Source organism: Pantoea ananatis PA13, from assembly GCF_000233595.1.
In the GTDB taxonomy this organism is placed as follows: Bacteria; Pseudomonadota; Gammaproteobacteria; order Enterobacterales; family Enterobacteriaceae; genus Pantoea; species Pantoea ananatis.
Genome location: NC_017554.1, coordinates 4,521,385 through 4,545,094 on the forward strand (window position 1 = coordinate 4,521,385; position 23,710 = coordinate 4,545,094).

Sequence of the window (23,710 nt, forward strand, 5' to 3'; positions counted from 1 at the left end):
TGCGATTTGAAAAGACAGGTTTATAATGGGGGACGATTATACACAACAGAGACATTATCATGGCGAAAACTGCCGCAGCTTTACATATTCTGGTGAAACACGAGGCGCAGGCTATCGCCCTGCTGGAAAAACTGCAAAAAGGCGAAAACTTCCAGCAGCTTGCCCGCAAGCATTCTGTGTGCCCTTCTGGTCGGAACGGGGGAGATTTAGGCGAGTTTCGTCGGGGAAAAATGGTCGCGGCTTTTGATAAAGCGGTATTCACCTGCCCGTTGCTACAACCTTTCGGGCCGGTGAAAACCGCTTTTGGTTATCACATTATCAAAGTGCTCTATCGCAACTGATCACTTCTTCTTCATTTGCTGCAGGACCCGGCTGCACTGATTCTCGTCAGTATCACTGGGTGAAATCAGCGCCAACAGCGCTGCCGCAGGCCCGACCACAGCACCTAATGCCACCGCCGCCGCCCCGCGTGCCAGTAAGGGACCGGTTTTCACGCCAGCGTCCGGATGCTTGAAGGTGCCCCGAACATACAAGGGCGAGCGCAGGGTCACGATTCGGATGCCTTTACTTTCTGGATTGACTGAAAGATCCAGCCGCTCGTTGGCAAAGTTCGCGTTGCCTGACACGTTAATGACGGCATTTTCCGTATCGAACACGAACAGGTTTGGCGTGGCCAGACCGTTTTGCAGTTTAAGATCGGTGGCCGCACAGTTAATACGAACTTCATCATCACCAAACAGCTTACCGACCAGATAGTTGCCGACGTTGAGTCCGGCAATTTCCATCAGGTTGCGGCTGATCAGTCCGTCGTTCATCAGCAGTTTCAACTGACCGTTGCTGGTTGCCAGCAGGTCAGCAACGGAGTTGCCGGTGCCGGTCAGGCTGGCATCGCCGTTCAGCTGCCCAAGGCTGTTTTGCATTGCCTGTACGTCGGGGAACAGCTGACGCAGGCGAAGTTTACGGGCATGAATATCGGCCCGGCCCCGCATCGGTGAGCGATTCCCTTCCAGGCGGATGGTGCTGTTCAGATTACCGCCCGCCATACCGAAACGGAGTGGATCAAGCAGCAGGTTTCCGTTATCGAGCTGCAAATGGGTATAAAGATCGCTCAACGGTAGTGAACTGCTGTGTTCGATGCGCTTGCCGCTAAACTTCACATCCGCATCCATAACGTCCCAGCTTTTGGTGTCGAACCTGTCGTGAGGCAGAACGCGATCCGCAGGCTGTACGGTTTTTTCACCGCGTTTTGCCTTGGCCTGTTCGGTTTTCTCGCTGCCCTTGCCCGAGTTAACACCGATCAACGGGCCCAGATCCGCCATACGTAACTGATCCGATCTGAGTTCACCGACCAGTTTTGGCCGTGGCTTGCCTTGGCTGTAGGTCAGGGAGCCATGAATATCGCTGTCGCCAATATGACCATTAAATCCCTGGTAACGAAAAACGGCGCCGTCTTTGCCGGTAAATTTGGCAATCAGGCGGCCATCAGTTTCATAAGGCGGGGTATCCGGTAACAGAACGCCGGTCAGACCATAGAGGTTTGCCAACGTATCGCCAGAAAAACGTAGACGCACGTCCAGCCCGCCCAGATTCAGGGGATCCTGAACGCCGCCGGTCAGCTGTACGCGCGTGCTACCGTTCCGGACGTCTGCCTGAATCGGGAACGCTGTGGTCTGACTACGCAGGGATAACATGCCGCCAATCTTGCCCTGACCCGTGAGTTTTTCATTGTGGTAGCTGCCGCTTGCCTGCCAGCCAAAGACAAAATCACCCGCGCCTTGTTGTTTATCGTCTCCGCCCGCGATTTGTGAATAGGGCACAGGCTTGCCAAGCGGGTTAACCTTCAGCGTGACATCGGCCTGGTTAACGGCATCGCGGTAGAGAATGGTGCCCTGATCGAACAGAATATTATCGAGACGAAATGACCAGGCTGAAGGTGGCGCATTATCATCTTTGCTGTCGCTGTCAGCGAGGGTAAAGGTCCAGTTGTTTTTCTTATCGGCGGTCTGAATCAGGCGGGCATCAGGCTGCTGCAGTTTTATCCACGGGATAAAGACTTCTTTGTGCAGTAGGGCCAGCGGGGCAAGTGTGGCATCCACGCGTTGCAGGTGAATCATGGTCACGTCAGGAATATCAGGGGGATTGCCCAACATAATGTCTTCGGCGTGCAGATGAGGCCAGGGTAACCAGCCGCGCCATCCGGGTTCTTCAGGATTACGCTGCCATGCGACGCCCAAATCCCCCCGAATGGCAAAGGGACGGTTAAGTTCCGCAGACACTTTCTGATTAATAGTGGGTTTCAGGCGATTCCAGTCGAATGTTGCAATGACTATCACTACAACGACGATCAGTAATACAACAATCCCGCCAATCCAGCTTACAATTTTTCCGGCGCGTGACATTAGGCTTCCTCCCTGCTCTTTCACGGTCTCCGTTAAAGATAGTCGAGAGCGCGCGGGAAGGGATCAATCAAGCTGCACAGGAAGGCTTTCCAGTTCGGAAAAGGGAGCAGGACGAGAAAAAAAATACCCTTGAGCCGCCATCGCCGGGGACGATTTAACCTGATCCCACTCCTGTTGCGTCTCAACGCCTTCAACAATCACGCCGTTGCAGTAACGATTTATCAGCGACAACAGCATGGGAAAAAGTATCCGGCCTTCATCTGACGCACGTAAGAGAATAAAAAGTTCACGTGACAGCTTAATGTAGTCGTATTTAAGCTCGGTCAGTGCAGAGAAGTTCGCCATGCCCGAACCGAAATCATCCAGCCACAACGGCCCCAGTTCAGGCATTTGCGCGACCATCTCCTCCTGAGGCAGGACATGGTGCTCGGTCAGCTCAAAGCGAACCCAGGGTAAACGGGTAATCAGACTGCGAATCGGTACATGGTTTTGTATCAACGACAACGAAGGGCCGTCAATATTCACTGATGCCATGACGTTATTGCGACCAAAGAACGATTCCCACTGGGTGAGTAATTCTAACTGCTCCTGAACAATATCAAGGCGTTGTGCTATTTCCAGCTCAGAAAAATAGGCTTCAGGAGACAGTTTCTTCTCTGGTTCAGACGGATGTGTGATGGCCGTCAGCAGTTCAATCGCCAGCAGTTGCCCCGAAACCTTATAGATGGGCTGAAAGGTATAGCTGCGTTGACACTGTTGCCAGATGAGACGTTTTTTTTGCTGCGGGTTGATGTCAATTGAAGAAGGTAGCCATTGACTAAAATTCTCCATAACCATGGTCTTTTCCTGGTTGATAGTAAGCGCCTTCATCTGGCGGCCTGGCAGCGTTTATCGTTTAACATTCGACAACTTAGTGAAAACCCGGCCACGTTGAAGCAACGAGTCTACGCCTCTTTTAGTGCGACAATCGCCGAAACAAGCCGCTTTATCGGGTTAATTATCGCTTTACCTCACCCTAAATTAAATTAAAACGCTGTTTTAAAAAGTTGACGATGACGCTAACAAACGCGAGACTGAAGCAAATGTAAACTACAGGCCTTAAACCATGACGCATAAAAAAATCGCCGTTATCGGTGAATGCATGATTGAACTGTCCGAAAAAGGCGACAACATTAAACGCGGCTTTGGCGGTGATACGCTCAATACGGCCGTTTACCTTGCCCGACAGGTCGATCAACACAAAATCCGGGTGGATTACGTGACGGCGCTGGGAAACGATCCCTTTAGCGCACAGATGATCGCCCGCTGGCAGCAGGAAAACGTGCATACCGACCTTATCCAACGCCTTGAGGATAAAATGCCCGGTCTGTACATGATCCAGACAGACGACCAGGGCGAGCGCACATTCTGGTACTGGCGCAATGACGCGGCGGCACGCTACTGGCTTAATGGCCCTCTGGCAGAAGACATTTGCCAGCAGCTGGAACATTACGACTACCTTTATCTCAGCGGTATCAGTCTTGCTATCCTGACTGACGCCAGCCGTGCAAAGCTCATGCAGCTGCTGGCAAACTGCCGCAAAAACGGGGGCAAGGTGATTTTCGATAATAATTACCGGCCTCGCCTGTGGAAAGACAATGCCAGTACTCGCCAGGCCTATCAAAAGATGCTCGATAACACGGATATTGCCTTCCTGACGCTGGATGACGAGCATCTGTTATGGGGCGTGCAGCCTGTCGAAGACGTCATTGCCCGGGCACGTCAGGCAGGCGTTAGCGAGATCGTCATCAAGCGCGGTGCGGAATCCTGCCTGATTGCCGCGGAAGACCAGCCTGTTAGAGAGGTTCCGTCAATCATGCTGGCTAAAGAAAAGATCATTGACACCACGGCGGCGGGCGATTCGTTCAGTGCGGGCTATCTGGCTAAGCGTCTGGTTGGCGCCTCGGTCGAGGAGGCCGCCCAGCGTGGTCATCTCACTGCCAGCACGGTTATTCAGTTTCGTGGGGCGATTATTCCGCAGGAAGATATGCCTGCATAATTGCTCTGTCGCGTGGCCAGGATGAGACGAGTATCCTGGCCATGCCTGACTGTAAACGGAGTCAGTATGAATCGCATCAATCTGGTCTGCCTGGGCGTGCGTGATATGGAAAAATCCCTAGCCTTTTATAAAGGCATCGGTTTTAAAACGCAGGTGACTGAGCAGAATCCGCCCCTTGTGTTTTTCAATCATGCCGGCACCAGGCTTGAGCTTTATCCGCTGCAAAATCTGGCAAAAGATATCAATGAAAGCCATCCGCCTGCGCTGGCTGACGGCGGGTTCAACGGGATTACTTTTGCCATAAATGTTAAGTCAGAGCAGGAGGTCGATGATCTCATAGCTTTGGTACAACATCACGGCGGAACCAGGTCAAGCCGCAACAAAAAGTCCACTGGGGCGGCTACAGCGGTTATTTTCGCGATCCCGATGGCGATTACTGGGAGATTGCCTGGGCATCCTTCTGGAAGTTTAACGCTCGAAACAGGCTAATTATTGATGAAAGCGCGTAGCGCTCGCGTTCTGGCGCAGTGCAGCCCGTGCCAGACTTCCCGCTTGCACAGCGATTAACCGCGCAGCAACACATCACTTTCTTTAAATAAAAACACGATAAATATGTCCTCCGTTTCCGTCAGGGCAAAAGGAAAATCCATTCATTTCACTTAAGTCAGCCAACCCGTTTTCTTCCTGCTCTATCCTGCCCTCCTCCGTTAATGCTGGCTAATCTTAATTTATTTTTATTCCTTTAAAATTATCGGCTTAGCACCATATTCAGCATGCCAGGCATAGTCTGAATCTCGGCATTTTAGCGGTTTTGAGTTGGACGATTAGGCCAAAACAGGCCATCTTTTAAACAGCGACAGCAGGATGCTGTTTTCACGGCCGCGAACAAAACAACGACAACATCTCTCGCATCAGGACACAGCTATGAATACTGAAATCATTAATATCTGGCCTAATGGTGATGCGCCCGGTGCCAGCGATTCTCGCGCTCAGCCACAAATCGTCGATACGGCAAAAGAGTACGAACCCTACGATCGCGTGGCAACCGGCGTTCGCTGCCCGGAAATGGCTATCTGGCATCCTGTGGAATCCAACGGGATTACGCTCCTGGTCGCGCCCGGCGGTGGCTACCATCGCATCATGATTGACCGTGAAGGCAGCGCGCTGGCAACCTTTTTCACCTCTATGGGTTACACCCTGGCCGTCATGACCTATCGCCTGCCCTATGACGGACATCATGAAGGACCAGATGCTCCACTCGCCGATGCGCAGCGAGCCGTGCGCGTCCTGCGTGAGCGGGCGCAGCGTGGGCTGAACGGCAAATACATTGTTATGATGGGTTTTTCGGCTGGCGGCCACGTTGCCGCAAGTCTCGGCACGCGGTTTGCGGAGAAGATTTATCCCGTTCAGGACAACGCAGAGAATTTTTCGCCTCGTCCGGACGCTATGGTGCTGGTTTATCCTGTGATCAGTATGCGTGATGGCCTGGCCCATGAAGGCTCGCGCACCCGTTTATTAGGCGCATGGCCTGACCAGAAAGCGATTGATGCCTATTCACTCGAAACCCGGGTGCACAACCAGGTGCCGCCGACCTTGCTGATTCATGCCGCCGATGATGATGCCGTCCCGGTGAATAACAGCATGGTGTTTTTCAGCGCATTACGGGAACACAATGTTCCCGTCGAAGTGCATTTTTACCAGAAAGGCGGGCACGGTTTTGGCATCCGTGGCGTCGCGGATTTGCCCCTCGCCAGTTGGCCAATGTTAGTGACCGAATGGCTCAGGGCAAAAACCTGATGGATCAGGAGGTCGGTGGCGCTGCATCACCGGCAGCGTTACTGTCCGGCTGGCTGACGTCCCCGCCGGCCGCCGGTGCAGATGCTGTCGCAGGCAACGTCATCAGCTTATCCCAGCCCGTTTTAAGGCTCTTAACGTTGGTTTCTGATTCACCTTCCGGTTGAATCAGTACCATCATTAACTCCTGACTAAGTTGCTGCCGCAACTCCTGATTGAGCTGATCGCGCGTCAGGCCGGAGAGAAAATCCTGCCGCAGCTTTTGATACTGCTCCGGTGCAATATCTACCACTGAATTGCGCTGAGAGCGTAAACGCTGGCTAATCAGCACGTCAGTATCTGTGCGCGCGTAGGTTGTGAACAGCTTATTCAGCTCCAGAAGTTTTTGGGCCATCAGGGCATCAAACTCTTCCTGTGGCAAACCGTTATCGCGCACGGCAGCCAGCTCGCGGGCAACCAGGTTCATATTCTGTTCCAGGCTGTCATTGCGCGTATCCATATTAATGGAACACTGCGCGCGCTGGTAAAGCACCCGACAGTCAAATCCCACCTGCACACCCTGAACTTTTTTATTGCTCATCGCGCGCTGCACGTGCCAGAACAGCGCTTCGCGCGCCAGATCGCTACGCCAGTAACGCTGCAAGTTCTGTGAGTCCCGGATGGGCTGCCACGGCGTATCCCAGACAAGGGACAGGCGATCCTGCGCTAACGTGCCGCTGACCAGATTAACCGGATCGTGCGGTAAAGGAGACAAGGTGGGCATGGATGCAGGGGCGCTGCGCTTGCCTTCCAGCGGTGAAAACGCTTTGTTGATTTGTTCAGAAAGGTTGCGGCTGTCGACATTGCCGACGACATAAAGTGTCATGGCATCTGGCGTATACCACTGCTGGTAGAAACTTTTCAGCTGCGCGACGTCAACGGGGGCACGCGGTTTCTCAGCCGGATCGTGCGCTAGCAACGCCGACCCTTTCAGCCGATAGCGCCACCAGACATCCTGAGTATCCGCAGGCCAGGTTCTTACCGGATCGGAAGCGGACAGGGCTGTATCGACAACCTGATTGGTAATCGCCATATCACCCGCCGTGGCCGCCAGCCAGTTCAGGGCTTCTTTCAGTAACTCAGGGCGGTTATTGGGCAGGCTTAAATTGTATTGCGTGTAATCATACGATGAAATAACCGGCGGCAGAGGCCGCTGTGGATCGATACTCTGCTGCCATAATGCGCGCTGCTGATTCGTATCCAGGGCGGTATTGTGTACCAGCGCCAGGCGTGACAAAAGGTGGCTGAAACCAGTTTGCTGGGCGCTTTCCACCAGTGAACCGGTATTAACCACCATGCGTAACTCAATGCGATCGCTTGGCCGTTGCGGTGTTGCCAACAGTTGCCAGTTAAATCCGTTGTCCAGTCTTCCCTGTTGCCAGGCTGGATCAGGTTGCAGCGTTTCTGCCGGCGCACCGTAACTGGTCGCTGCCAGTACTAATCCACCAACCAAAAGCCGAATTCTGGTGCCCTGCATGTGAACCCCTACTCAAACAATTCAAAAATCGTTATCACTGGCGCGTTTAGCCGCGTTTATAAGCAAACCGGACATGGCCGATTCGCGCTGCCGATCATTAACAACAGGTTTGACCACAGGAAGACCGGGATGTCACGCAACGAAGTGAAAAACGTTGAAAAAAACAAGTGGGGTTTATTATCCAAATGCCCGCTGTCAGGGCAAGTGACAGCGGGCATTTGAGAGGATTAAATCACATTCAAAGGTTAAATCGCAGATTCTGAGGGATTTTCTGCCTTATTTTTGCCCGCCAGCGTGTCACCCAGCTGTTTTTTATCCAGCTGATCAACCCATTTTGCCACCACCACCGTGGCGACGCCGTTACCGACTAGATTGGTCAGCGCACGCGCTTCAGACATAAAGCGGTCAATACCTAAAATCAGCGCCAGGCCAGCAACCGGTAAATGTCCTACTGCTGAAAGCGTTGCCGCCAGCACAATAAACCCACTGCCCGTTACCCCGGCTGCGCCCTTGGAAGACAGCAGTAGCACGACCAGCAGCGTAATTTGATGGAAGATATCCATGTGGGCATTGGTGGCCTGGGCGATAAAGACAGCCGCCATCGTCAGGTAGATTGAGGTTCCGTCCAGGTTAAAGGAATATCCTGTTGGAATCACCAACCCCACCACTGACTTCTTACAGCCCAGCCGTTCCATCTTATCCAGCATACGTGGCAGTGCAGATTCCGATGAAGAGGTGCCCAGTACAATCAGCAGCTCTTCTTTGATGTAGGCAATGAATTTAAAGATGCTGAAGCCACCGAAGACGCGAGCGATGAGTCCCAGCACCACCACCACAAACAGAATACAGGTGATATAGAAGCAGATAATCAGCTGTCCAAGCTGGACCAGTGAACCTACGCCATATTTACCGATGGTAAAGGCCATGGCACCAAATGCCCCGATAGGCGCAAGGCGCATGATCATATTGATGATGCCAAAAATCACTTTGGAGAAGCTTTCGATCACGTTGAAAATTAACGTGCCCGTGTTGCCCAGACGATGCAGCGCAAAACCGAACAGGACGGCAAACAACAGGACCTGCAAAATGTTACCGCTGGCAAAAGCACCAATCACGCTGCCCGGAATCACATCCAGTAGGAAGGCAACGATGCCTTGCTGCTCGGCCTGCTGGGCATAAATGGCCACGGCTTTCGCATCCAGCGTCGCGGGATCAACGTTCATGCCCACACCAGGCTGTACAACGTTAACCACGATCAGACCGATAATCAGCGCAATAGTACTGACGATTTCAAAATAGAGTAGCGCAACCGCACCCGTGCGGCCGACGGCTTTCATGCTTTCCATCCCGGCGATACCGGTCACCACCGTACAGAAAATCACAGGCGCGATGATCATTTTGATCAATTTAACGAAGCCATCCCCTAACGGCTTCATTTGGGTACCTAAATCTGGATAGAAATGGCCCATAAGTACGCCGATAGCAATGGCGACCAGAACCTGGAAATAAAGGCTTTTAAATAGTTTCATAAACAGGTATCCACTAACGAATAGGGTAATGTTGTCGGATTTTTTATTGTGACTGGCTGGCGAGGCAGGCCGGGCCAGACAGTGGACAGAAAATAACACTCTGTTTACGTGATTAATACAGGGCTGCAAAGTCAGGGGAAATGATACAAGCGTAATTCTGAACTGAAACGCTTCAGCAAGGGGTTTTGTAACTAAAATTCTTGCAAAATCAAGGGATCAGAGGGTTAATCCTCCGGTTGAGGTGAAGGAACCCATTGTGCATTGAACTGCGCCAGCGGCAGGGCTTCAGAGTAGAGATAACCCTGACCAATCGTGATACCACGCGCAAGCAGCCAGTCACGCTGCTCACAGGTTTCCACCCCTTCAGCAATCACATCCAGATCGATAATATCCGCAATGGCCGCAACGATGCGCACCATGGTGTCATCTTCAGGTAAGGCGGCCACAAAGCTGCGGTCCATTTTAAGCTTATTGACTGGCAATGACTTAAACTGGTGCAGATAGTTCAGGTTGGAATAGCCCATCCCAAAGTCATCAAGCGCGACGGCAACACCGGTTTTTTGCAACATTCTCAGCAGAGAAATAGCCTGCTCGGCATCGCCAATCTGCGCGGTTTCGGTAATCTCCAGCACCAGAGAACCGGGCGCAATGCGATGCCGCTCAAGCAGAGCGTGCAGATGGCTGACGATGCTGGCATCGCGTAACTGTACGGCAGAAATATTGATACTCAGCGGCACCGTTACGCCGTGACGCTGCCAGCCCGCCAGAATGCGACAGGCTTCCTCAACGACCCAACGGCCAATGGCGGAAATCACCCCGATCTCTTCAGCACTGGCAATGAATTCTTCGGGTAAGCCATAGCTGCCGTCGGCCTGACGCATGCGTAACAGCGCTTCCGCACCGGCTAACCTGCCGGTCTGCATATCGATTTGAGGCTGCAGATAAAGGGCAAACTGTTCGTCGTGCAGGCCTTGTAAAATATCATGTTCCTGGGTCAAGCGTTTTTGCGCACGCTCGGTTAACGCGGCATCAAAAAACAGGATCTGATTTTTGCCCTGACGGCGTGCTGACATCATGGCCGAGGTCGCTCTGTCCAGCATCTCACCGGCGCCCATCGACTCGCCCTCTTCACCTAATGCCAGGCCGATGCTGGCGTTAGGCCGTAGCTGCAATTGATGCAGATTGACGGGCTGGTTTAGGCGAATCATCAGATTACGGGCCAGACGCAGGGCGCGAAACGGGTTATTGGCCGACTTCATCAACAGAACGAAATCGCTGGTTGTGGTCTGCGCTAAGACAGTGTGGTCATCAATGGTGCTGCGAATTTTCTCGACCAGCGTCAACATCAGCGTATCGCGCTGCTCGTCGCTTAATACGCCATTGGCTTCCTGCAGCGTTTCAATGCGAATGACCATCAAACTAAAAGGCTGTCTCCGGGAAGAGATAAACTGGTCCAACAGTGCTAAAAACAATGCCCGGTTAGGCAGATCGGTAACGGCAAAGTGCGTCGTTAACCGGCTCATCTCATCGTGGATGGACTCCAGCACGTGTTGATTGCGGTTATAACTGCGAATCAACATACCAATTTCATCGTCGCGATGATCGGCAGGCAGGGTGAGTTTGTGCGTCAGGATTGACTGGGGCGGTAACTCCTGGATCTCACGCGAAATTCGCCGCAGTGGATGCACCACTAACCGGTTGATGCACCAGCTGATCGAGACCGACAGTATCAACGCCAGCAGTAGGTAGGTGATGATCATCGTCGAGAGCGTGCTCAGGATAAACTGATAAACACGCGTTGAATTGGCCTGTAACACCAGATAGGCCAGCGGCTTAGGTAAGCCAGTATGTTCCACCGAATAGAGCGGTAGCGTGATTTGCACCGGCAGCTCAAACAGACGGGCCACCAGCCTGGGAATCGGCTTTTCGTTTTCAAAATTCGCGTGGAGCGCCTGAAAAGCATTGGGCAACACTACATCCGCGCGCGATAAGATGCCTGCCGGCTTAAGAGAGTGAAGAATGCGTTCGGCCTGGGGAATATCGGCTTTCAGGACGGCTTCAGACAGCGGCTTACGCACGGTATGCGCGATATTCTCCATTTGCTGGGCGTAGTCGATCCTGCGCTGCTGCACAAAATGGAACAGTTGAATAACGATAAAAATGCTGATGGTGACCGTCGCAATCAGAGAAACGGTTGCCATCTGTTTTATCGTCAGTGATCGGCTTACGCGCAAAAATTTTACTCCCGGCTCGCTAAGAGCGTAGATATCCGTCTGGAAAAGCGCGTCAAGTATATCCTATTGCAGCGTTATTTTGTGGCTTAAGGGGGCGGAAGCAGACGATTCAGAAAGGAGGAAGTAACAAAAAGAGAGTTGCCTCAGCAGCATCCCCTCAATGTGGAACCGTGAAGGAATGCTGCCGTCTGTGTTCAGGCCACGATCAACGCTTTTCCTGATAAGCCATCCAGGTCAGTAACTGCAGGCTGGCAGAAAAGTAGTTCTGCTCAGGAGACAGTTTATCACTCAGGTAGCCTGTTTCGTTGAGCACCAAATCACGTACCGCCAGCAAGCCGCCTTCCAGATGGTAAGGCGCCGCCGTATTGGCCAGCACATCAAACCAGGCCGGCGTATTCATACGACCATAGCCCTGCCAGAGTCGCTGGAAAGGCCCCAGCGCCAGGCTTTGCGGATCGTACCACCAGATATTCAGCGGCACGCGGATGGCATCGTAACTAAAGCGATTTGAATAACCCACCGCGGGCGCGACGGAGCCGTCGGCGTTCAGCGCGACCCAGTCAAGCGGCAGATCGCTGTTGCCAAAATGCATCTTACCCAGCAGCGCCATCCCGCCATCAATCAGCTTGTTCCAGACCTGCAAATGGCTGCGCTGGCCGAACTCCTGCCAGGCGACAAACAGGAAATAAGAGGGATTCAAAACCACATAGCTGTTCTTATTGAATCCCTGCGCGCCCGGCATCATTACGGTGTAGCCACCGAAGTTCGTCACATCGAGTTTGACTATCGCTCGCTGAATGCGATCCGATTCCTGCTGATAATCGCTTGCATTCCATTTTTGCGCTGCCCGTTGCAACGCCCATGCAATCAGCACATCGCCATCGGACGCGTTATTTTTATCCGCGACAGGATCCTGTGCATCAGGAATGTAGCGCCAGTAGAACAGATCGTTTTGCGGATTGCGCAGGTTCGTGCGCGTCCACTTCCAGAGTTTATCGAAGGTCGCGCGATCGTTATAAGCAACCGCCAGCAACATGCCGTAACCCTGGCCTTCAGTGTGACTGACATTATTATTTGCCGTATCAATAATGCGTCCGTCTGACTGAAGAAAGCGGCTTTTATAGGTATCCCAACCACTTGCCATCGCCTGGGTGCTGAAAAACATCATAAACAAGACCAGAATACCGGACCACACTGGCTTAACTCTCATCAGAGCACCTTATTGATATCGAAAATGCATGGTATGACCATCGTTCAGCTCCAGCACAACCGGTACGGTTTTACTGCCGCCCTGGCCCTGAAGCCAGCCAGAAAACATCCCCGCCAGGATGGCGCTCAATGCCGCCTGCCAGTGAGCGACCGACTGTGTGCTGTCGCCGACAGGCAGAGCATGATGCTTAATCAACAGGGCGTTTTCCTGCGGCTGTAACTGCACAAATCCCCAACTGAACCGGGCCAGCTGCAGGTTCACTTCTCGTTCGAAATCCTGCACCGTACGCGATTCAGGTAAAGGATAGCGTGTCGCCAGCGATTCGCCCATGCTGTGCAGAAACGCCTCCGCCTGCTCCTGGCCTGCGTTGGCGATCATTCCTTCGACCATAACGCTGACCAGATCAAACCAGCCAGGCTGATACGGGTGGGTCATCCCGCTAAATGCTTCACTCATTACTTCTCTCCGAATAAATAACGGAAATAGAGCTGCGCCGTGCTCTCGTTATAGTCACCAAAGGTGTCATAACCCAGCTGTCCGCCAATCGTGACATCTTTATCAATTTTGTAATCCGCGCCCGCATGCAGGTTATAACCTACACCGTTTTTACTGTTGCCGTCATAGAAGGCGCTTTTCACATTGCCATTGGCAGCCAGCTGCTCCAGCTGCGCCTGACGGCCCGCATCGCCCGGGAAATAAGCACTTTTATCCTGACTGTAGCTCTGGTAACCCACTGCGCCGCCAATGTTAACTTTAAGATCGTCAAACGTGCGTGAGAAGTCGACTGGGAAAGAAATCGACGCATAGTCCTGAGGGCTGAAATAACCGCCCTGACCATAGCTAAAGTAGCTGAGGTTTTTCGAGAAATTCATCCAGGACAGGCTCATGCCGACCTTTAGTTCACGATCGTCAGCATAGAAAGGACGGACATAAACACCCGCATTGGCTTGCAGGTTATTGTTACTGGCCACGTTATTCCCCACGTAGCTGTAAGCGCCTGCCCCGACAAATAATCCGGCATCGCCGTTGTCATAACTCAGAAGCGCATTGCCGCCGTTTTTGGTGACATTACCCCAACGTTTGCCGCTGGATTTGTCTTCCGCGCCAACGTAAGACAGCAGGCTGTCGGTAATAGCCCGGCGCTCACCGGTCAGAATCAGCGTCAGGAAATCCGTGAGTTTCGGCGACCATTGCACCCCTCCCACCAGCGTATTGAGATCCTGGCCCAGTGGCGTGCTGCCCAGATCGACTTTATAGCTGTCGCCCTGAAGGGCAAGATTCAGCTCCACACCGGATGCGCTTTGCGAATCAGTTGTGGCAGTCGGGACATCGTCAACTTTGGCAAGACCGGCCGCGACCACTTTGCCCTGCTCCAGCGCATTCGTGCCAAAGCGACGCCAGGCATCGCCTGCACCGCTACCCGCCGTGAGTGAAACGGGTGTCATGGTAAAGTTGAAACGCGCATCGCCAAACGGCACGGTAGAGAAGGTCAGCGGTGCTTTGGCTTCCGTTAACTGACTCAACCCTGACTCACCGTCACGCCCGCGCACCTGCACGGTGCCCTGCGCCCAGGTGCCGGTCTTTTCCTGCAACCTCTCCATCATGGCGTCAACATCGTGCAGCGTCTGAGCTTGCTGAGAGGAAACCGTGTTGGCACTGGCCAGGGTGCCCTCCTGCGCGCCCTCTGCGGATACCGGCGCAACCTGCCACGGCAGCACGGTGCCATAGCTGGACGGCGAGCGCCCCACGGGCGAGGTACTGCGATTGATAAAGGGATTGTCGGCCAGGGCCAGTCCGCCAATGGTCGGCGTGGCACCCGGCTGTGCGCCTTGCAAACCAATAATCTGACCGCGCGCCGAGCGTAGATAGCGCATGGCCTGCATGTGATCGCCATTGGCCTCGGCGACCTGCGCCAGGAGCAACTGACGCTGTGGCGTCTGGCTCGACGTCAGTCCTTTTGCCAGTTCATTGGCACGCTGCACGTTATTTTGTGCCAGCGCGACATTGATTGCGCCAACGCGCGCATCCTGGGATGGCGTATCCTGGGTCATCAAATAGTCGTAGACGACGCCCGCGTCTTTATTCATTTTGCCGTCCTGATACAGACGGGCCATGGCGAACATCAAATCACGGTTCTGCGGATCGCGCTGCAGTGCACCAATCAGCTTATCGTAGGCAGCTGCATACTGCTTCTGCTGTCGCAGCCGATCAACGTCGTTAATCAGGTAACCTTCACGTATCTCTGCCAGCTGCTTTGGTGTACTGCGTGTCTGCAGTTCGGGCAGGCTAAGAAAACGTTGTGCCTCATTGTCCAGCCCGGCCTGATTCAATACGGCTATCTGAGCGGCATAATCTCCGGCATTCCCCTGAACACCGCGCTGCATATTTCCGCGAACCACCGCCACCGCACTGTTGATATCGCCGGCCTTGGCCAGCTTTTGTGCCAGGTTCCCGGCATCAACAGGATTATCAGGCGGATTCACCGCCAGCGCTTTCAGCGTGTTTGCCGCTGCGGCATTCGATCCTTGCGCCAGATACTGGTCGGCCGTGGCCATTTGCAAATTGAAATTCACACGCTGCGCCAGTTCCCGCATATCACGGTTCTGCTCGCGGGCAGGGATACCCGCCAACAGGGAACTTGCCTGCTGCCAGGCTCCACTTTCACTGGCGTTGATAGCGCCCGCATAGCGTTCCGTGGTGCTGGCACCACTCCGCATCACCGGCTGCATGACGCCTGCCGCCAGCAGGGTATTCCCTTGCTGGCGATAAAGGCGGGCGAGGTCGAGGCGTAACCAGCCATCCTGCGGATAACGCTGGATACCTTGCTGCAGGGTGGCAATCGCGGCATTGATATTGCCTGCCGCGACCTGACGTTTCGCCTGCTGGCGAATCGGATCAACGCTGCTGCCTCGCGGCGCCACACTTTGCCTGACGCTTTCCGGCAATGAGGCCAGTAACGTATTGGCTTCAGCGCTGCGGTTCTGCTGACGCAGCACGTAGAACAATCCTTCGCGTGCGCTCCGGTTATCGGGATCGGTTTTCAGAATCGCGCGGTAAGCCTGCTCTGCCTGATCGGGCTGATTGCTGCGGCGCAAAATATCGGCACGGAATAAGCCGGCCGCAACGCCCTTCTCACCTTCGGCATGCGTCAGCGGTTCGCTCAGCGCCAGTGCCTGCGCGCTGTCGCCATTTTTAAAGGCCTGCTGGGCGCTGGCTAACTGCGCATAAAAACGCGCATCAGCAGCCTGCTTCTGGCGATCGGCGCTTTGATCGCCACCCAGTTGCGCCGCGCGCTGCAGATAATCCGCTGCGTCCTGATAACGGCCTTCTCGCTGCGCGACGTATCCCATCCCGGCCAGCGCATCCGCATCCTGCGGGTTAGCCTGTAACACTTTGCCGAAATTGCTTTCTGCCGTGTTCACGTCGCCGCTGTTAAGCGCGCTAAATCCCGCGCCTTTTTCAGCTCCGCCCACGTTCTTGCGGTAATAGTCCATTACCGCATTATCCTGGGGATGTCGCTGCTGCCAGGTCTGGTAAAGCGAGGCATCCGATGCCTGTGGACCCAGCCACAACAGCGCCTGACGAAGAGAACGATCGGCATCCTGATTGCCACTTGCCAGCGTACTCAGCAAGTCAATGCCTTCACGTCGGGTCGAGTCCTGATAAGTCAGCGCCTTGCCCAACGCCAGTTTGGCCCCCGTATCCTGAGGATGCTGGGCTGAAAACTCGCGCAACGCTTCAATCGCCTGTGGCAGCAACGTGCGATCGCCGGCCATGGTCAGATAATATTCGGCAGCCACGCTGGCGGGCGGTTCGTTGCCGCTAAAGGTATTGCGCCAGGTCTGCAAGGCCGCCGCAATATTTCCGCTTCTGGCCTGCTGACGGGCCAGCGAGAGTTGCGCCTGGGGAATCGTCTGCAACTGACGGGCATTATCCAGTTCAGCAAGGTGCGGATCGTCAGGTGAAACCTGACTGAGACGCGTGCGATACTGCATCGCTCCTGCGTTGTCACCGCTTTGTTGCGAATAGAGCGCCAGCAGATAAAGCGCCTGAGTATTGTTCGGCTCAACCATGAGCACTTTTTGCAGTGACGCTTTCGCCAGGTCGTCATGAGCCTTTTGATGCCAGTAGGCCGCCTGATCAAAGAGCGCCTGCAAGGCCGGGTTGCTGCTCTCCGCCGCCTGCAATGGCAAAGACAGCGAGAGCGCCCCGCCCAGTAACAACGCACGACAGATACCGGCACTGATTTGGTTTTTATTCATTATGATGACCCTTACTTCTTACCGGCATCGCGATTGTGTTTTGACTGTAGACGCCGCGACGCATGTCGTTTCAGCATCACCCACGCGGCACTCCCCACGATGGCGGAGAACAGCAGTGCAGCCAGCGCCATTAATACCGAATGCTGATTCGCGTACCACACCACCATCATGTACCACGGCATCTCGCCGCTGGGGAACTGTGGCCCCACCCGGAAACTCCGGATACCGTTCTCATCGGTGATAATCGCCGTATCACCGCGTACCGCCGCGTTGATGCGGGCCGAGCCTAAATCACCGTGCAGGCGCAGCAGTTGATCGTCGCTGGTCGCCACTGCCATGACCACCAGACGATCCGGATTCCACATTGAGCGGTAGCTCAGAAACCCACGCCAGGACTCATTCGAAGAGAAGTAGCGATCGGCATCCAGCGGCTGGCGATACCAGTCGCCCACCAGCCAGCTACGTAATTTTTCGAGCGCAGACGGCTCTTTAACCCCTAACGCACTGCCGTTGGCCTCGTACGGGGAGTTCGCCAGCATCGCCTGGTTAAACGCACTGTTGCCCGTCGTGCTCACTGCCAGTATGTCACTTTGCTGAACGCGAGCCAGGTTATTGCCGCCGACTGGCAGACCAAACAGAACCTGATTTTGTGCCAGCGCCACGCCGGTGGCATTTCCTGCCCTGGCAGACAGGTTTAACAGTGTTGAGATCTCCGCATCGCTTGGATTTTCAGGCAACAGCAGCGTAGTCTGCGAAAAGTCAGCCAGCCGGGAAAACGGGAAAGAAGCACCCACAAAATAGGAGAGATTGGGCAGCATACTGAAATGCCGCGTGTGGCTGAGATCAATCCAGGAATCGTCTTCGATTCGACTTTTGATATTGTTGTTCAGCAAAACGCCGCAGGGCGCATCGGCTTTAGGCTTGATGTTAAAATAAAGCGCCAACTGGTTGTCGCCATAAATCAAATAGGGATCAAGGTTAATCTGGTAATGTTCCTGACGCGCATCTCCCCCTAAGCGATGCCAGGCGCTTTCAAGTAAGCCCACTTTATTCACCGTCAGATTGCGCAAAAACGTGCCGTTCAACGTGACGTTAAGTAGCGAGTTTTTTTCGTCAATCCAGTTTTCAGACGGGAAACGGTAGTGCAAATAGAGTGGGACCGTATCGCCATCCCAGAGGAACAGGTCGGGTGCAGCGCGGAAATTCACCCGCATCGCATCGTGCCAGATGCCGGTCGCCGTCAGGCTTTGATCTTTGCGCAGCAGTTCACTCAGTCGCACGGGATGCGTCGTATTGATCCAGTGCGGCGCATCGTAAGGACTGCGCAGGACAATGGACTGCGGTTTGACCTGCATGCTGTTGCTATCGGTCGCCAGTGGCTGGGTGGTCAGACGATAAGCGGCCTGGCGCAGCTGACTTTCATCTTCGCCACTGACCAGCAGGAGCTTATAAACCGGATTACCCGGATTATCGACCATCTGCAGGGATGGACCACGACTGGCTGGGAAGGTTAGCGTACCGATCCTGTCACCAGGATGACCAAACAAGATGCCGTTTTTTTCCGGCAGATTACCGCGCACGACAGGAAAATGGATGCCACGATAATCACTCTGAATACCCAACCAGGAGGCTACCAGCACCGCCGCAGTCACCGTATCCGGCGTGACATTGTCGGCAAAGCTAAACGTCACGTCAGCCGCAGTCATACGCTGAGGATCGATAAATGGACGCGGGAAATTACGCAGGCTGGTGCCAATATTTAACTGCTGGCCTTCAAGGCTCAGCATCGTTTTAGGCAGAATAGTGACCTGGTACTGCTCTGCGCTGTCTTTTTCACACAGCAGCTTGTCCGCGTCGTTAATTTTGAAACTCAAATTGTTACTGGACACAATCATCGCTGCCGGAATGTCCAGCTGATAATCGCTTTCATCGCTGTCACCCGACCCCAGCGGCAGCGTGCCAAGCGGCTGTCCGTTTAACATCAGCTGCAATGAGGTATTGCGCGCGGCGAGCGCCTGGGAAACGCGCAGGGACAGGTTGAGACGCGCGTTGGTCACCACCTCGTCGCCCGGTAGGGTAAAAATGATGCCTGACTGCAGTTGTCCGCCAGTCAGCGTAATGCCCTGACGTTGTCCCATCTGTGCCACGTTTAGCGTGCTGCTCACCGGCTGGTTGAGCATGCTGCTGACCATTGAGGTTGTGTCGACGGAGGAAGCGGCCTGGCCTGGTCTGTAGGGCGTTTCGCCTGCGGCGGCCTCCAGGCCCGTTTCCGCATTACCGAGGCCGGCTGGCGGTGGCACGCTGGATAACGCGCTGCTGTCCTGAGTGACGGGCGAAGCGCTGCCGGCAGGCTGTGCATCCGCCGTTACGGGAACCTTTTCTCCGATCTGTGTGGCCGAATCGGCAACGGCGGCACCCTTAACGGGCGCCGTCGGGCTGGCAGATACCGTACTGTTATCAGGCGCGCCAGTCGCAACACTCGATGCCGAGCGGTTATCCGCCGCACTGCTGTCCGCAGGCGTGATCTGGCTGCTAAGCGCGGGGTCGCTGCCCGGGGCCGCGCTGTTATTCGGTGCCGCATTGTTAACCGACGCAGCGCTGTTATTCGGTGCTGCATTGTTAACCGACGCAGCACTGTTATTTGGTACCGCACTGTCGGTCGGAGCCGCGCTGTTATTCGGTACCGCACTTTCTGTCGGAGCCGCGCTGTTATTTGGTGCCGCGCTGCTGTTTGGCACCATACTGTTGTCTGCAAGGGGCGTTTCAGCCGAGGCCGGAATGACCCACAGCACCGCCGAGAGAGAACCGGCCAGCATCGACTGTATCAAGATCCTCATACTGCGCTGTCCTCTTTCGTCGCAACGTCTGGGCCGCTCTTACGCTTCTCACGACGATCTCGCCAGGTCAGCCAGAACAGTTCAAAAACCGTTCGAATGATGGTGCCCAGAGAGGTTAACGGATTGTCCTGCTTATATTCAGGCTGGATCCACGCATCGGCACGCGCCAGTACCACGCGCACCAGTTCGCGGCGACGTGCCAACGGCATGGCACCAAAGCTCAGACGAATGCTTTCTTCATCGCCCGATATTTTGGTCGCCGGGATAGTAATGGTCCCTGATTTCAGTATCAGATCGATCTCTTCAATCGTATCGTGCTCATGACGATTATCTGGCGCATCCAGATTCGCGCCGCCCATCGACAGATCGCTGGTCATCGTGCGGGATGAGATGCCGCTGGCATAGTGGATAATGGCCGGAATCTGTACCTCGATACGAATCGTTTTTCGTACCTGCTTGGTTTCGCGTGCCACGGCAATGGCTGCCATCAAAATGATTAAGCTAAAGACTGCCCACCCGACGTTGAGCGCAATCACGTAGGGATCCACGCCAAAATAGTCATGCATGGTGGCGCGCACGATGCCCGCCACAATGCCGATGCTGAGCAGAAAGGCAACGATGACGTGAGGACGAACGATATGGAAATCAAAGAATCCCTGGTCCAGTACGCCGCCCTTATCCGTCACGTTAAATTTTCCGTGTTTGGGTGAAAGCAACGTGAGGATAGTCGGGATGACCAGATGAAAGCACATGACCGTTTCATAGATTTCACCCCAGAAGGTGTAGCGAAAACGGCCATTCATGCGTGAGTTAACATACAAGGAGAGGACAAGATGCGGCAAAACGTAGGCGAAAATCAGCGACGCCGACGAATGGATGATATTCAGATTAAACAGCAGATAGGCAAGCGGCGCGGTCAGGAAGACCACTCGCGGCAGACCAAACTGGAAATGCAACATGGCATTCAGGTAGCACAGCCGCTGTTGCCATTTTAAGCCACGGCCGAACAGCGGGTTATCCACGCGAAAAATCTGCGTCATACCACGGGCCCAGCGCGTACGTTGAATAACGTGCAGCCCGAGGCGCTCGGTCGCCAGGCCAGCAGCCAGCGGAATCGCCAGAAACGCGGATCCCCAACCCAGACGCTGCATTTTCAGCGCGGTGTGCGCATCTTCGGTGACCGTTTCTACTGCGAAGCCGCCGATCTCTTCCAGGGCTGAACGACGAATTACGGCACAGGAACCACAGAAGAAGGTCGCGTTCCAGTTATCGTTACCCTGCTGAACCGGGCCATAGAACAGCGATCCCTCATTAGGAATACTGCGAGCGGCACTCAGGTTACGCTCAAACGGATCCGGCGAGTAAAAGTAGTGTGGCGTCTGCAACAGTGCCAGCTTAGGATCTTTCAAAAACGGCCCCACCGTTGCCTGCAGGAAAGTCCGGGTGGCGACGTGGTCACAGTCAAAGACGCAAATCAGCTCCCCTTTGGTAATCTTCATCGCGTGATTAAGATTACCCGCTTTAGCATGGCTGTTATCATCACGAGTGATATAGCCCACTCCCACATCGGCAGCGAAAACGGCAAATTCTCTGCGTTTACCATCATCAAGCAGGTAAACCTTAATTTTATCGCGTGGATAGTCGATGCACTGAGCAGCCAGAACCGTGTCGCGCACCACGTCGAGGCTTTCATTATATGTCGGGATATAGACATCGACCGTTGGCCATAAGTGGGTGTCTTCTGGCAAGGGTTCAATAGTACGTTTTAATGGCCATGTAGTTTGCAGGAAACCCAGGATTAAAATCAGCCAGACGTACAGCTCAGCAATATATAAGCCGATGCCAAGTATCGCTTCGATTTCAGAATTAAAATACAGGGTTTCCGTTGTTCGCCACCATATATATCGGGACGACATCAGGGCGGAAAGAATAACCATTACGACCGTTATTTTACGGCTTTTACTGACCCCCAATAAAAACACCATACCGATGCTTATCAAGCCAAAAATATACTGCTTTTGGCTATCCATTGGCGTGATAATGATCACCGCAGCAACAGGTGCAAGCACCAGCAGCAGCAGGTAAAACCCGATTTTACCCATGTTCCACCCTGAAAGAGCTGTTTTTTTAAACCCGGCCTGGCCAGGTCATTACATTTAATAGTTGCTGGTGTGAATCTGTGCCTGAACTTCGCCATTCCCTACATTGACATTCAGAATACTGGCGACGCGTTTAGCGATCAGTTCAATATCAAAGGCAGCGGCGGATGACGGGCTGAAATCATAAACAGATTGCTGTGAGGCATTCGCTTCACCCACACTTTCATCGCGATGAATCTGGCCCAAAAGATTATCGCCGAGACGTTGCTGAATAAAAGCCGTCACGTCACGATTAATATTCCGGCGATTGTCGCACTGATTCAGAACAAAATAATGTCCGTGTTTACTGTTCAGCGGCTGACCAATCAGGCGATTTTCTTCAATATGCGGTAATAACGATACTGAGGCGGTATCGGCCAACATCACGACCAGATGCATATCGGCTAAGGTCTTTATCGCTTTAAGCGCAGGGCCGGGGCCCGGCGGAAAATCCGCGACCATGACCAGACCGGGATAGTTCAGTAACGTGTCGAGGCCGCGCTTAATGAAGTGAGGATCTTTGGTCAGGTTTTCTTCAAACCGTTCGCGCTGGGATTCGGTCACGTTGCCGTAGGGCAGGACAAAAATATTTCCGCCGGTAGTCAGAATAGACTGGCTCCAGTCCGCCTGTTCCTCCGAGCGCGCAACAAAGCCGCGTCCATCGTGCAGCGGCACGCCAAAATGAAGGCGAAGGGCGTTCTGAACATCAAAATCGATTGCTAACACTTTGCTACCTGAACGGGCCAGACTCCAGGCCAGATTCGCTGCCAACGTCGTTTTCCCCACCCCACCTTTGGGCGAGCACACACAAACTAACGGCATAAGGCAATCTTCTCCAGTAGCGGTTTTAATAACGTTTCTTTTGGTAAATTTTCTGACCCACTGCTGCGCGCGCGGAAGAGCCCGCTAAAACGGCTATGATCTGTGGCAGGAACGCCAGTATTCGGCTGCGCCGTTACCTGTGGTATCCGCGTTTCTTTCTCAGTTACGGGCGAAACCCTCACCGCATCCTGTGCAACAGACTGCGCGGAGGGAGCCGGGAAGAGAGGTGAGGCAGAAGAAGGGGCAACGGGCGCCACAACGTCAACATCGGGTTCGCTATTGGTCAGGCTATCCATAATAGAATGCGAAGACACAGCAGCAGGCTGCGTGACAGGCTGAGAACGCTCCGTCACCTCAGGCATGCTGAATTCGTCACCCTGAATCGGCTGGGGCTGAGGCAGATCAATACGTTGTCCCCCACTAAAAGGCATGTGCTGGTCTTCGCTCGCCAGTTGACGAATGAGAGACCATTTGCTTTTATCCGCCGCTTCCTGCGATTGGCCTGACATATCCTGAAAGGCGATGTCGAGCGTTTTTGTCTTTTCCTTAAAACGCTGCAAGTCGTCGTAATTTTTCATAGACCCTGGCCTACAACTAAGGGGGGATTTTTCCAGGAATATATCATAATAATTTAAACACAGTGAGATAATTCTGATTACAAAACCGACGAATTCAATAAGAAAGCTTAATACTAATCACTACTCTTTAGCAAAAAATGAGTACTATTTCACATATATCCGTAAAAATTGTTGAGACCATCTTAAGTTAAATATTTTCACAGGTGATTAACATCTTAGCGATCGCTTACATCAGGATAGCCGCTGTTCCAACCCTTTGTATTTTTAGGCAAAAAAAATTTCGTTCGGTTCGGCATTTTACCGGCTGGTGTGCCTTTTCCCTGGACAGATTCCGTGTTTTCAAATTACGGCTG

The 23,710-nt window shown here is 53.7% G+C and carries 16 protein-coding genes; 4 read left to right on the plus strand and 12 right to left on the minus strand.

The features are described from left to right. Nucleotides 1-59: 59 nt before the first annotated feature. Nucleotides 60-341: a peptidylprolyl isomerase PpiC gene (ppiC, locus tag PAGR_RS21280; RefSeq protein WP_013024048.1), complete on the plus strand. Its 282-nt coding sequence runs from the start codon at nucleotides 60-62 to the stop codon at nucleotides 339-341. Here ppiC and PAGR_RS21285 read toward each other — a convergent pair whose 3' ends face one another. Together PAGR_RS21285 and pdeH are read right to left on the minus strand one after the other, a co-directional pair. Next, nucleotides 342-2,399 (minus strand): AsmA family protein, encoded by a 2,058-nt coding sequence (locus tag PAGR_RS21285; RefSeq protein ID WP_014594998.1) that lies wholly within the window; start codon nucleotides 2,397-2,399, stop codon nucleotides 342-344. It lies immediately after the preceding gene. 63 nt (nucleotides 2,400-2,462) lie between these two features. Then, nucleotides 2,463-3,236 carry a cyclic-guanylate-specific phosphodiesterase gene (gene pdeH, locus PAGR_RS21290; protein ID WP_024472018.1) on the minus strand — a complete coding sequence of 258 codons (774 nt, stop codon included), beginning with the start codon at nucleotides 3,234-3,236 and terminating at the stop codon, nucleotides 2,463-2,465. 268 nt (nucleotides 3,237-3,504) lie between these two features. On the opposite strand from pdeH, the gene kdgK reads away from it, so the two are divergent. The 3 genes from kdgK to PAGR_RS21305 all read left to right on the plus strand — a co-directional run bounded on the left by kdgK (nucleotide 3,505) and on the right by PAGR_RS21305 (nucleotide 6,234). Beyond that, nucleotides 3,505-4,437 carry a 2-dehydro-3-deoxygluconokinase gene (gene kdgK, locus PAGR_RS21295; protein ID WP_014594997.1) on the plus strand — a complete coding sequence of 311 codons (933 nt, stop codon included), beginning with the start codon at nucleotides 3,505-3,507 and terminating at the stop codon, nucleotides 4,435-4,437. Nucleotides 4,438-4,503: 66 nt separating this feature from the next. Then, nucleotides 4,504-4,926: a VOC family protein gene (locus PAGR_RS21300; RefSeq protein ID WP_014607004.1), complete on the plus strand. Its 423-nt coding sequence runs from the start codon at nucleotides 4,504-4,506 to the stop codon at nucleotides 4,924-4,926. Nucleotides 4,927-5,361: 435 nt separating this feature from the next. Continuing rightward, nucleotides 5,362-6,234, plus strand: a complete 873-nt coding sequence (locus tag PAGR_RS21305) for an alpha/beta hydrolase (protein ID WP_014607005.1) — start codon at nucleotides 5,362-5,364, stop codon at nucleotides 6,232-6,234. Between the two features lie 4 nt (nucleotides 6,235-6,238). Here the strand turns inward: PAGR_RS21305 and PAGR_RS21310 are convergent, their stop codons facing one another. From PAGR_RS21310 to bcsO, 10 genes are all read right to left on the minus strand, one after another. Then, entirely contained in the window at nucleotides 6,239-7,747 is a 1,509-nt protein-coding gene (locus PAGR_RS21310; protein WP_013024042.1) for a M16 family metallopeptidase, read from the minus strand. A 245-nt stretch (nucleotides 7,748-7,992) separates the two neighbouring features. After that, nucleotides 7,993-9,282: a dicarboxylate/amino acid:cation symporter gene (locus PAGR_RS21320; protein ID WP_170934936.1), complete on the minus strand. Its 1,290-nt coding sequence runs from the start codon at nucleotides 9,280-9,282 to the stop codon at nucleotides 7,993-7,995. Nucleotides 9,283-9,500: 218 nt separating this feature from the next. Beyond that, nucleotides 9,501-11,510: a biofilm formation regulator HmsP gene (gene hmsP, locus PAGR_RS21325; RefSeq protein WP_014607006.1), complete on the minus strand. Its 2,010-nt coding sequence runs from the start codon at nucleotides 11,508-11,510 to the stop codon at nucleotides 9,501-9,503. Nucleotides 11,511-11,715: 205 nt separating this feature from the next. Next, a complete protein-coding gene (locus PAGR_RS21330) occupies nucleotides 11,716-12,720 on the minus strand; it encodes a family 8 glycosyl hydrolase (protein ID WP_014607007.1) in 1,005 nt (334 codons plus the stop codon). 9 nt (nucleotides 12,721-12,729) lie between these two features. After that, nucleotides 12,730-13,176 carry a cellulose biosynthesis protein BcsD gene (gene bcsD, locus PAGR_RS21335; protein WP_013024038.1) on the minus strand — a complete coding sequence of 149 codons (447 nt, stop codon included), beginning with the start codon at nucleotides 13,174-13,176 and terminating at the stop codon, nucleotides 12,730-12,732. Then, on the minus strand, nucleotides 13,176-16,982 hold the full coding sequence (locus PAGR_RS21340) for a cellulose biosynthesis protein BcsC (protein ID WP_014607008.1): 3,807 nt from the start codon (nucleotides 16,980-16,982) through the stop codon (nucleotides 13,176-13,178). The genes bcsD and PAGR_RS21340 overlap by 1 nt, the downstream gene beginning before the upstream one ends. Before the next feature lie 11 nt (nucleotides 16,983-16,993). After that, nucleotides 16,994-19,819, minus strand: a complete 2,826-nt coding sequence (bcsB, locus tag PAGR_RS21345; protein ID WP_014607009.1) for a cellulose biosynthesis cyclic di-GMP-binding regulatory protein BcsB — start codon at nucleotides 19,817-19,819, stop codon at nucleotides 16,994-16,996. Further along, nucleotides 19,816-21,921: a UDP-forming cellulose synthase catalytic subunit gene (gene bcsA, locus PAGR_RS21350; RefSeq protein ID WP_014607010.1), complete on the minus strand. Its 2,106-nt coding sequence runs from the start codon at nucleotides 21,919-21,921 to the stop codon at nucleotides 19,816-19,818. The genes bcsB and bcsA overlap by 4 nt, the downstream gene beginning before the upstream one ends. A gap of 54 nt (nucleotides 21,922-21,975) precedes the next feature. Further along, nucleotides 21,976-22,779, minus strand: coding sequence for a cellulose biosynthesis protein BcsQ (gene bcsQ, locus PAGR_RS21355; protein WP_013024034.1), 804 nt, complete (start codon nucleotides 22,777-22,779; stop codon nucleotides 21,976-21,978). Then, entirely contained in the window at nucleotides 22,770-23,357 is a 588-nt protein-coding gene (bcsO, locus tag PAGR_RS21360; protein WP_014607011.1) for a cellulose biosynthesis protein BcsO, read from the minus strand. Before bcsO ends, bcsQ begins: the two co-directional genes overlap by 10 nt. Between the last annotated feature and the right edge of the window lie 353 nt (nucleotides 23,358-23,710).

Coding starts and splice junctions, on each gene's coding strand:
- ppiC (WP_013024048.1), top strand. CDS start 60: ATGGCGAAAACTGCCGCAGCTTTACATATTCTGGTGAAACACGAGGCG.
- PAGR_RS21285 (WP_014594998.1), bottom strand. CDS start 2,399: ATGTCACGCGCCGGAAAAATTGTAAGCTGGATTGGCGGGATTGTTGTA.
- pdeH (WP_024472018.1), bottom strand. CDS start 3,236: ATGGTTATGGAGAATTTTAGTCAATGGCTACCTTCTTCAATTGACATC.
- kdgK (WP_014594997.1), top strand. CDS start 3,505: ATGACGCATAAAAAAATCGCCGTTATCGGTGAATGCATGATTGAACTG.
- PAGR_RS21300 (WP_014607004.1), top strand. CDS start 4,504: ATGAATCGCATCAATCTGGTCTGCCTGGGCGTGCGTGATATGGAAAAA.
- PAGR_RS21305 (WP_014607005.1), top strand. CDS start 5,362: ATGAATACTGAAATCATTAATATCTGGCCTAATGGTGATGCGCCCGGT.
- PAGR_RS21310 (WP_013024042.1), bottom strand. CDS start 7,747: ATGCAGGGCACCAGAATTCGGCTTTTGGTTGGTGGATTAGTACTGGCA.
- PAGR_RS21330 (WP_014607007.1), bottom strand. CDS start 12,720: ATGAGAGTTAAGCCAGTGTGGTCCGGTATTCTGGTCTTGTTTATGATG.
- bcsD (WP_013024038.1), bottom strand. CDS start 13,176: ATGAGTGAAGCATTTAGCGGGATGACCCACCCGTATCAGCCTGGCTGG.
- PAGR_RS21340 (WP_014607008.1), bottom strand. CDS start 16,982: ATGAATAAAAACCAAATCAGTGCCGGTATCTGTCGTGCGTTGTTACTG.
- bcsB (WP_014607009.1), bottom strand. CDS start 19,819: ATGAGGATCTTGATACAGTCGATGCTGGCCGGTTCTCTCTCGGCGGTG.
- bcsA (WP_014607010.1), bottom strand. CDS start 21,921: ATGGGTAAAATCGGGTTTTACCTGCTGCTGCTGGTGCTTGCACCTGTT.
- bcsQ (WP_013024034.1), bottom strand. CDS start 22,779: ATGCCGTTAGTTTGTGTGTGCTCGCCCAAAGGTGGGGTGGGGAAAACG.
- bcsO (WP_014607011.1), bottom strand. CDS start 23,357: ATGAAAAATTACGACGACTTGCAGCGTTTTAAGGAAAAGACAAAAACG.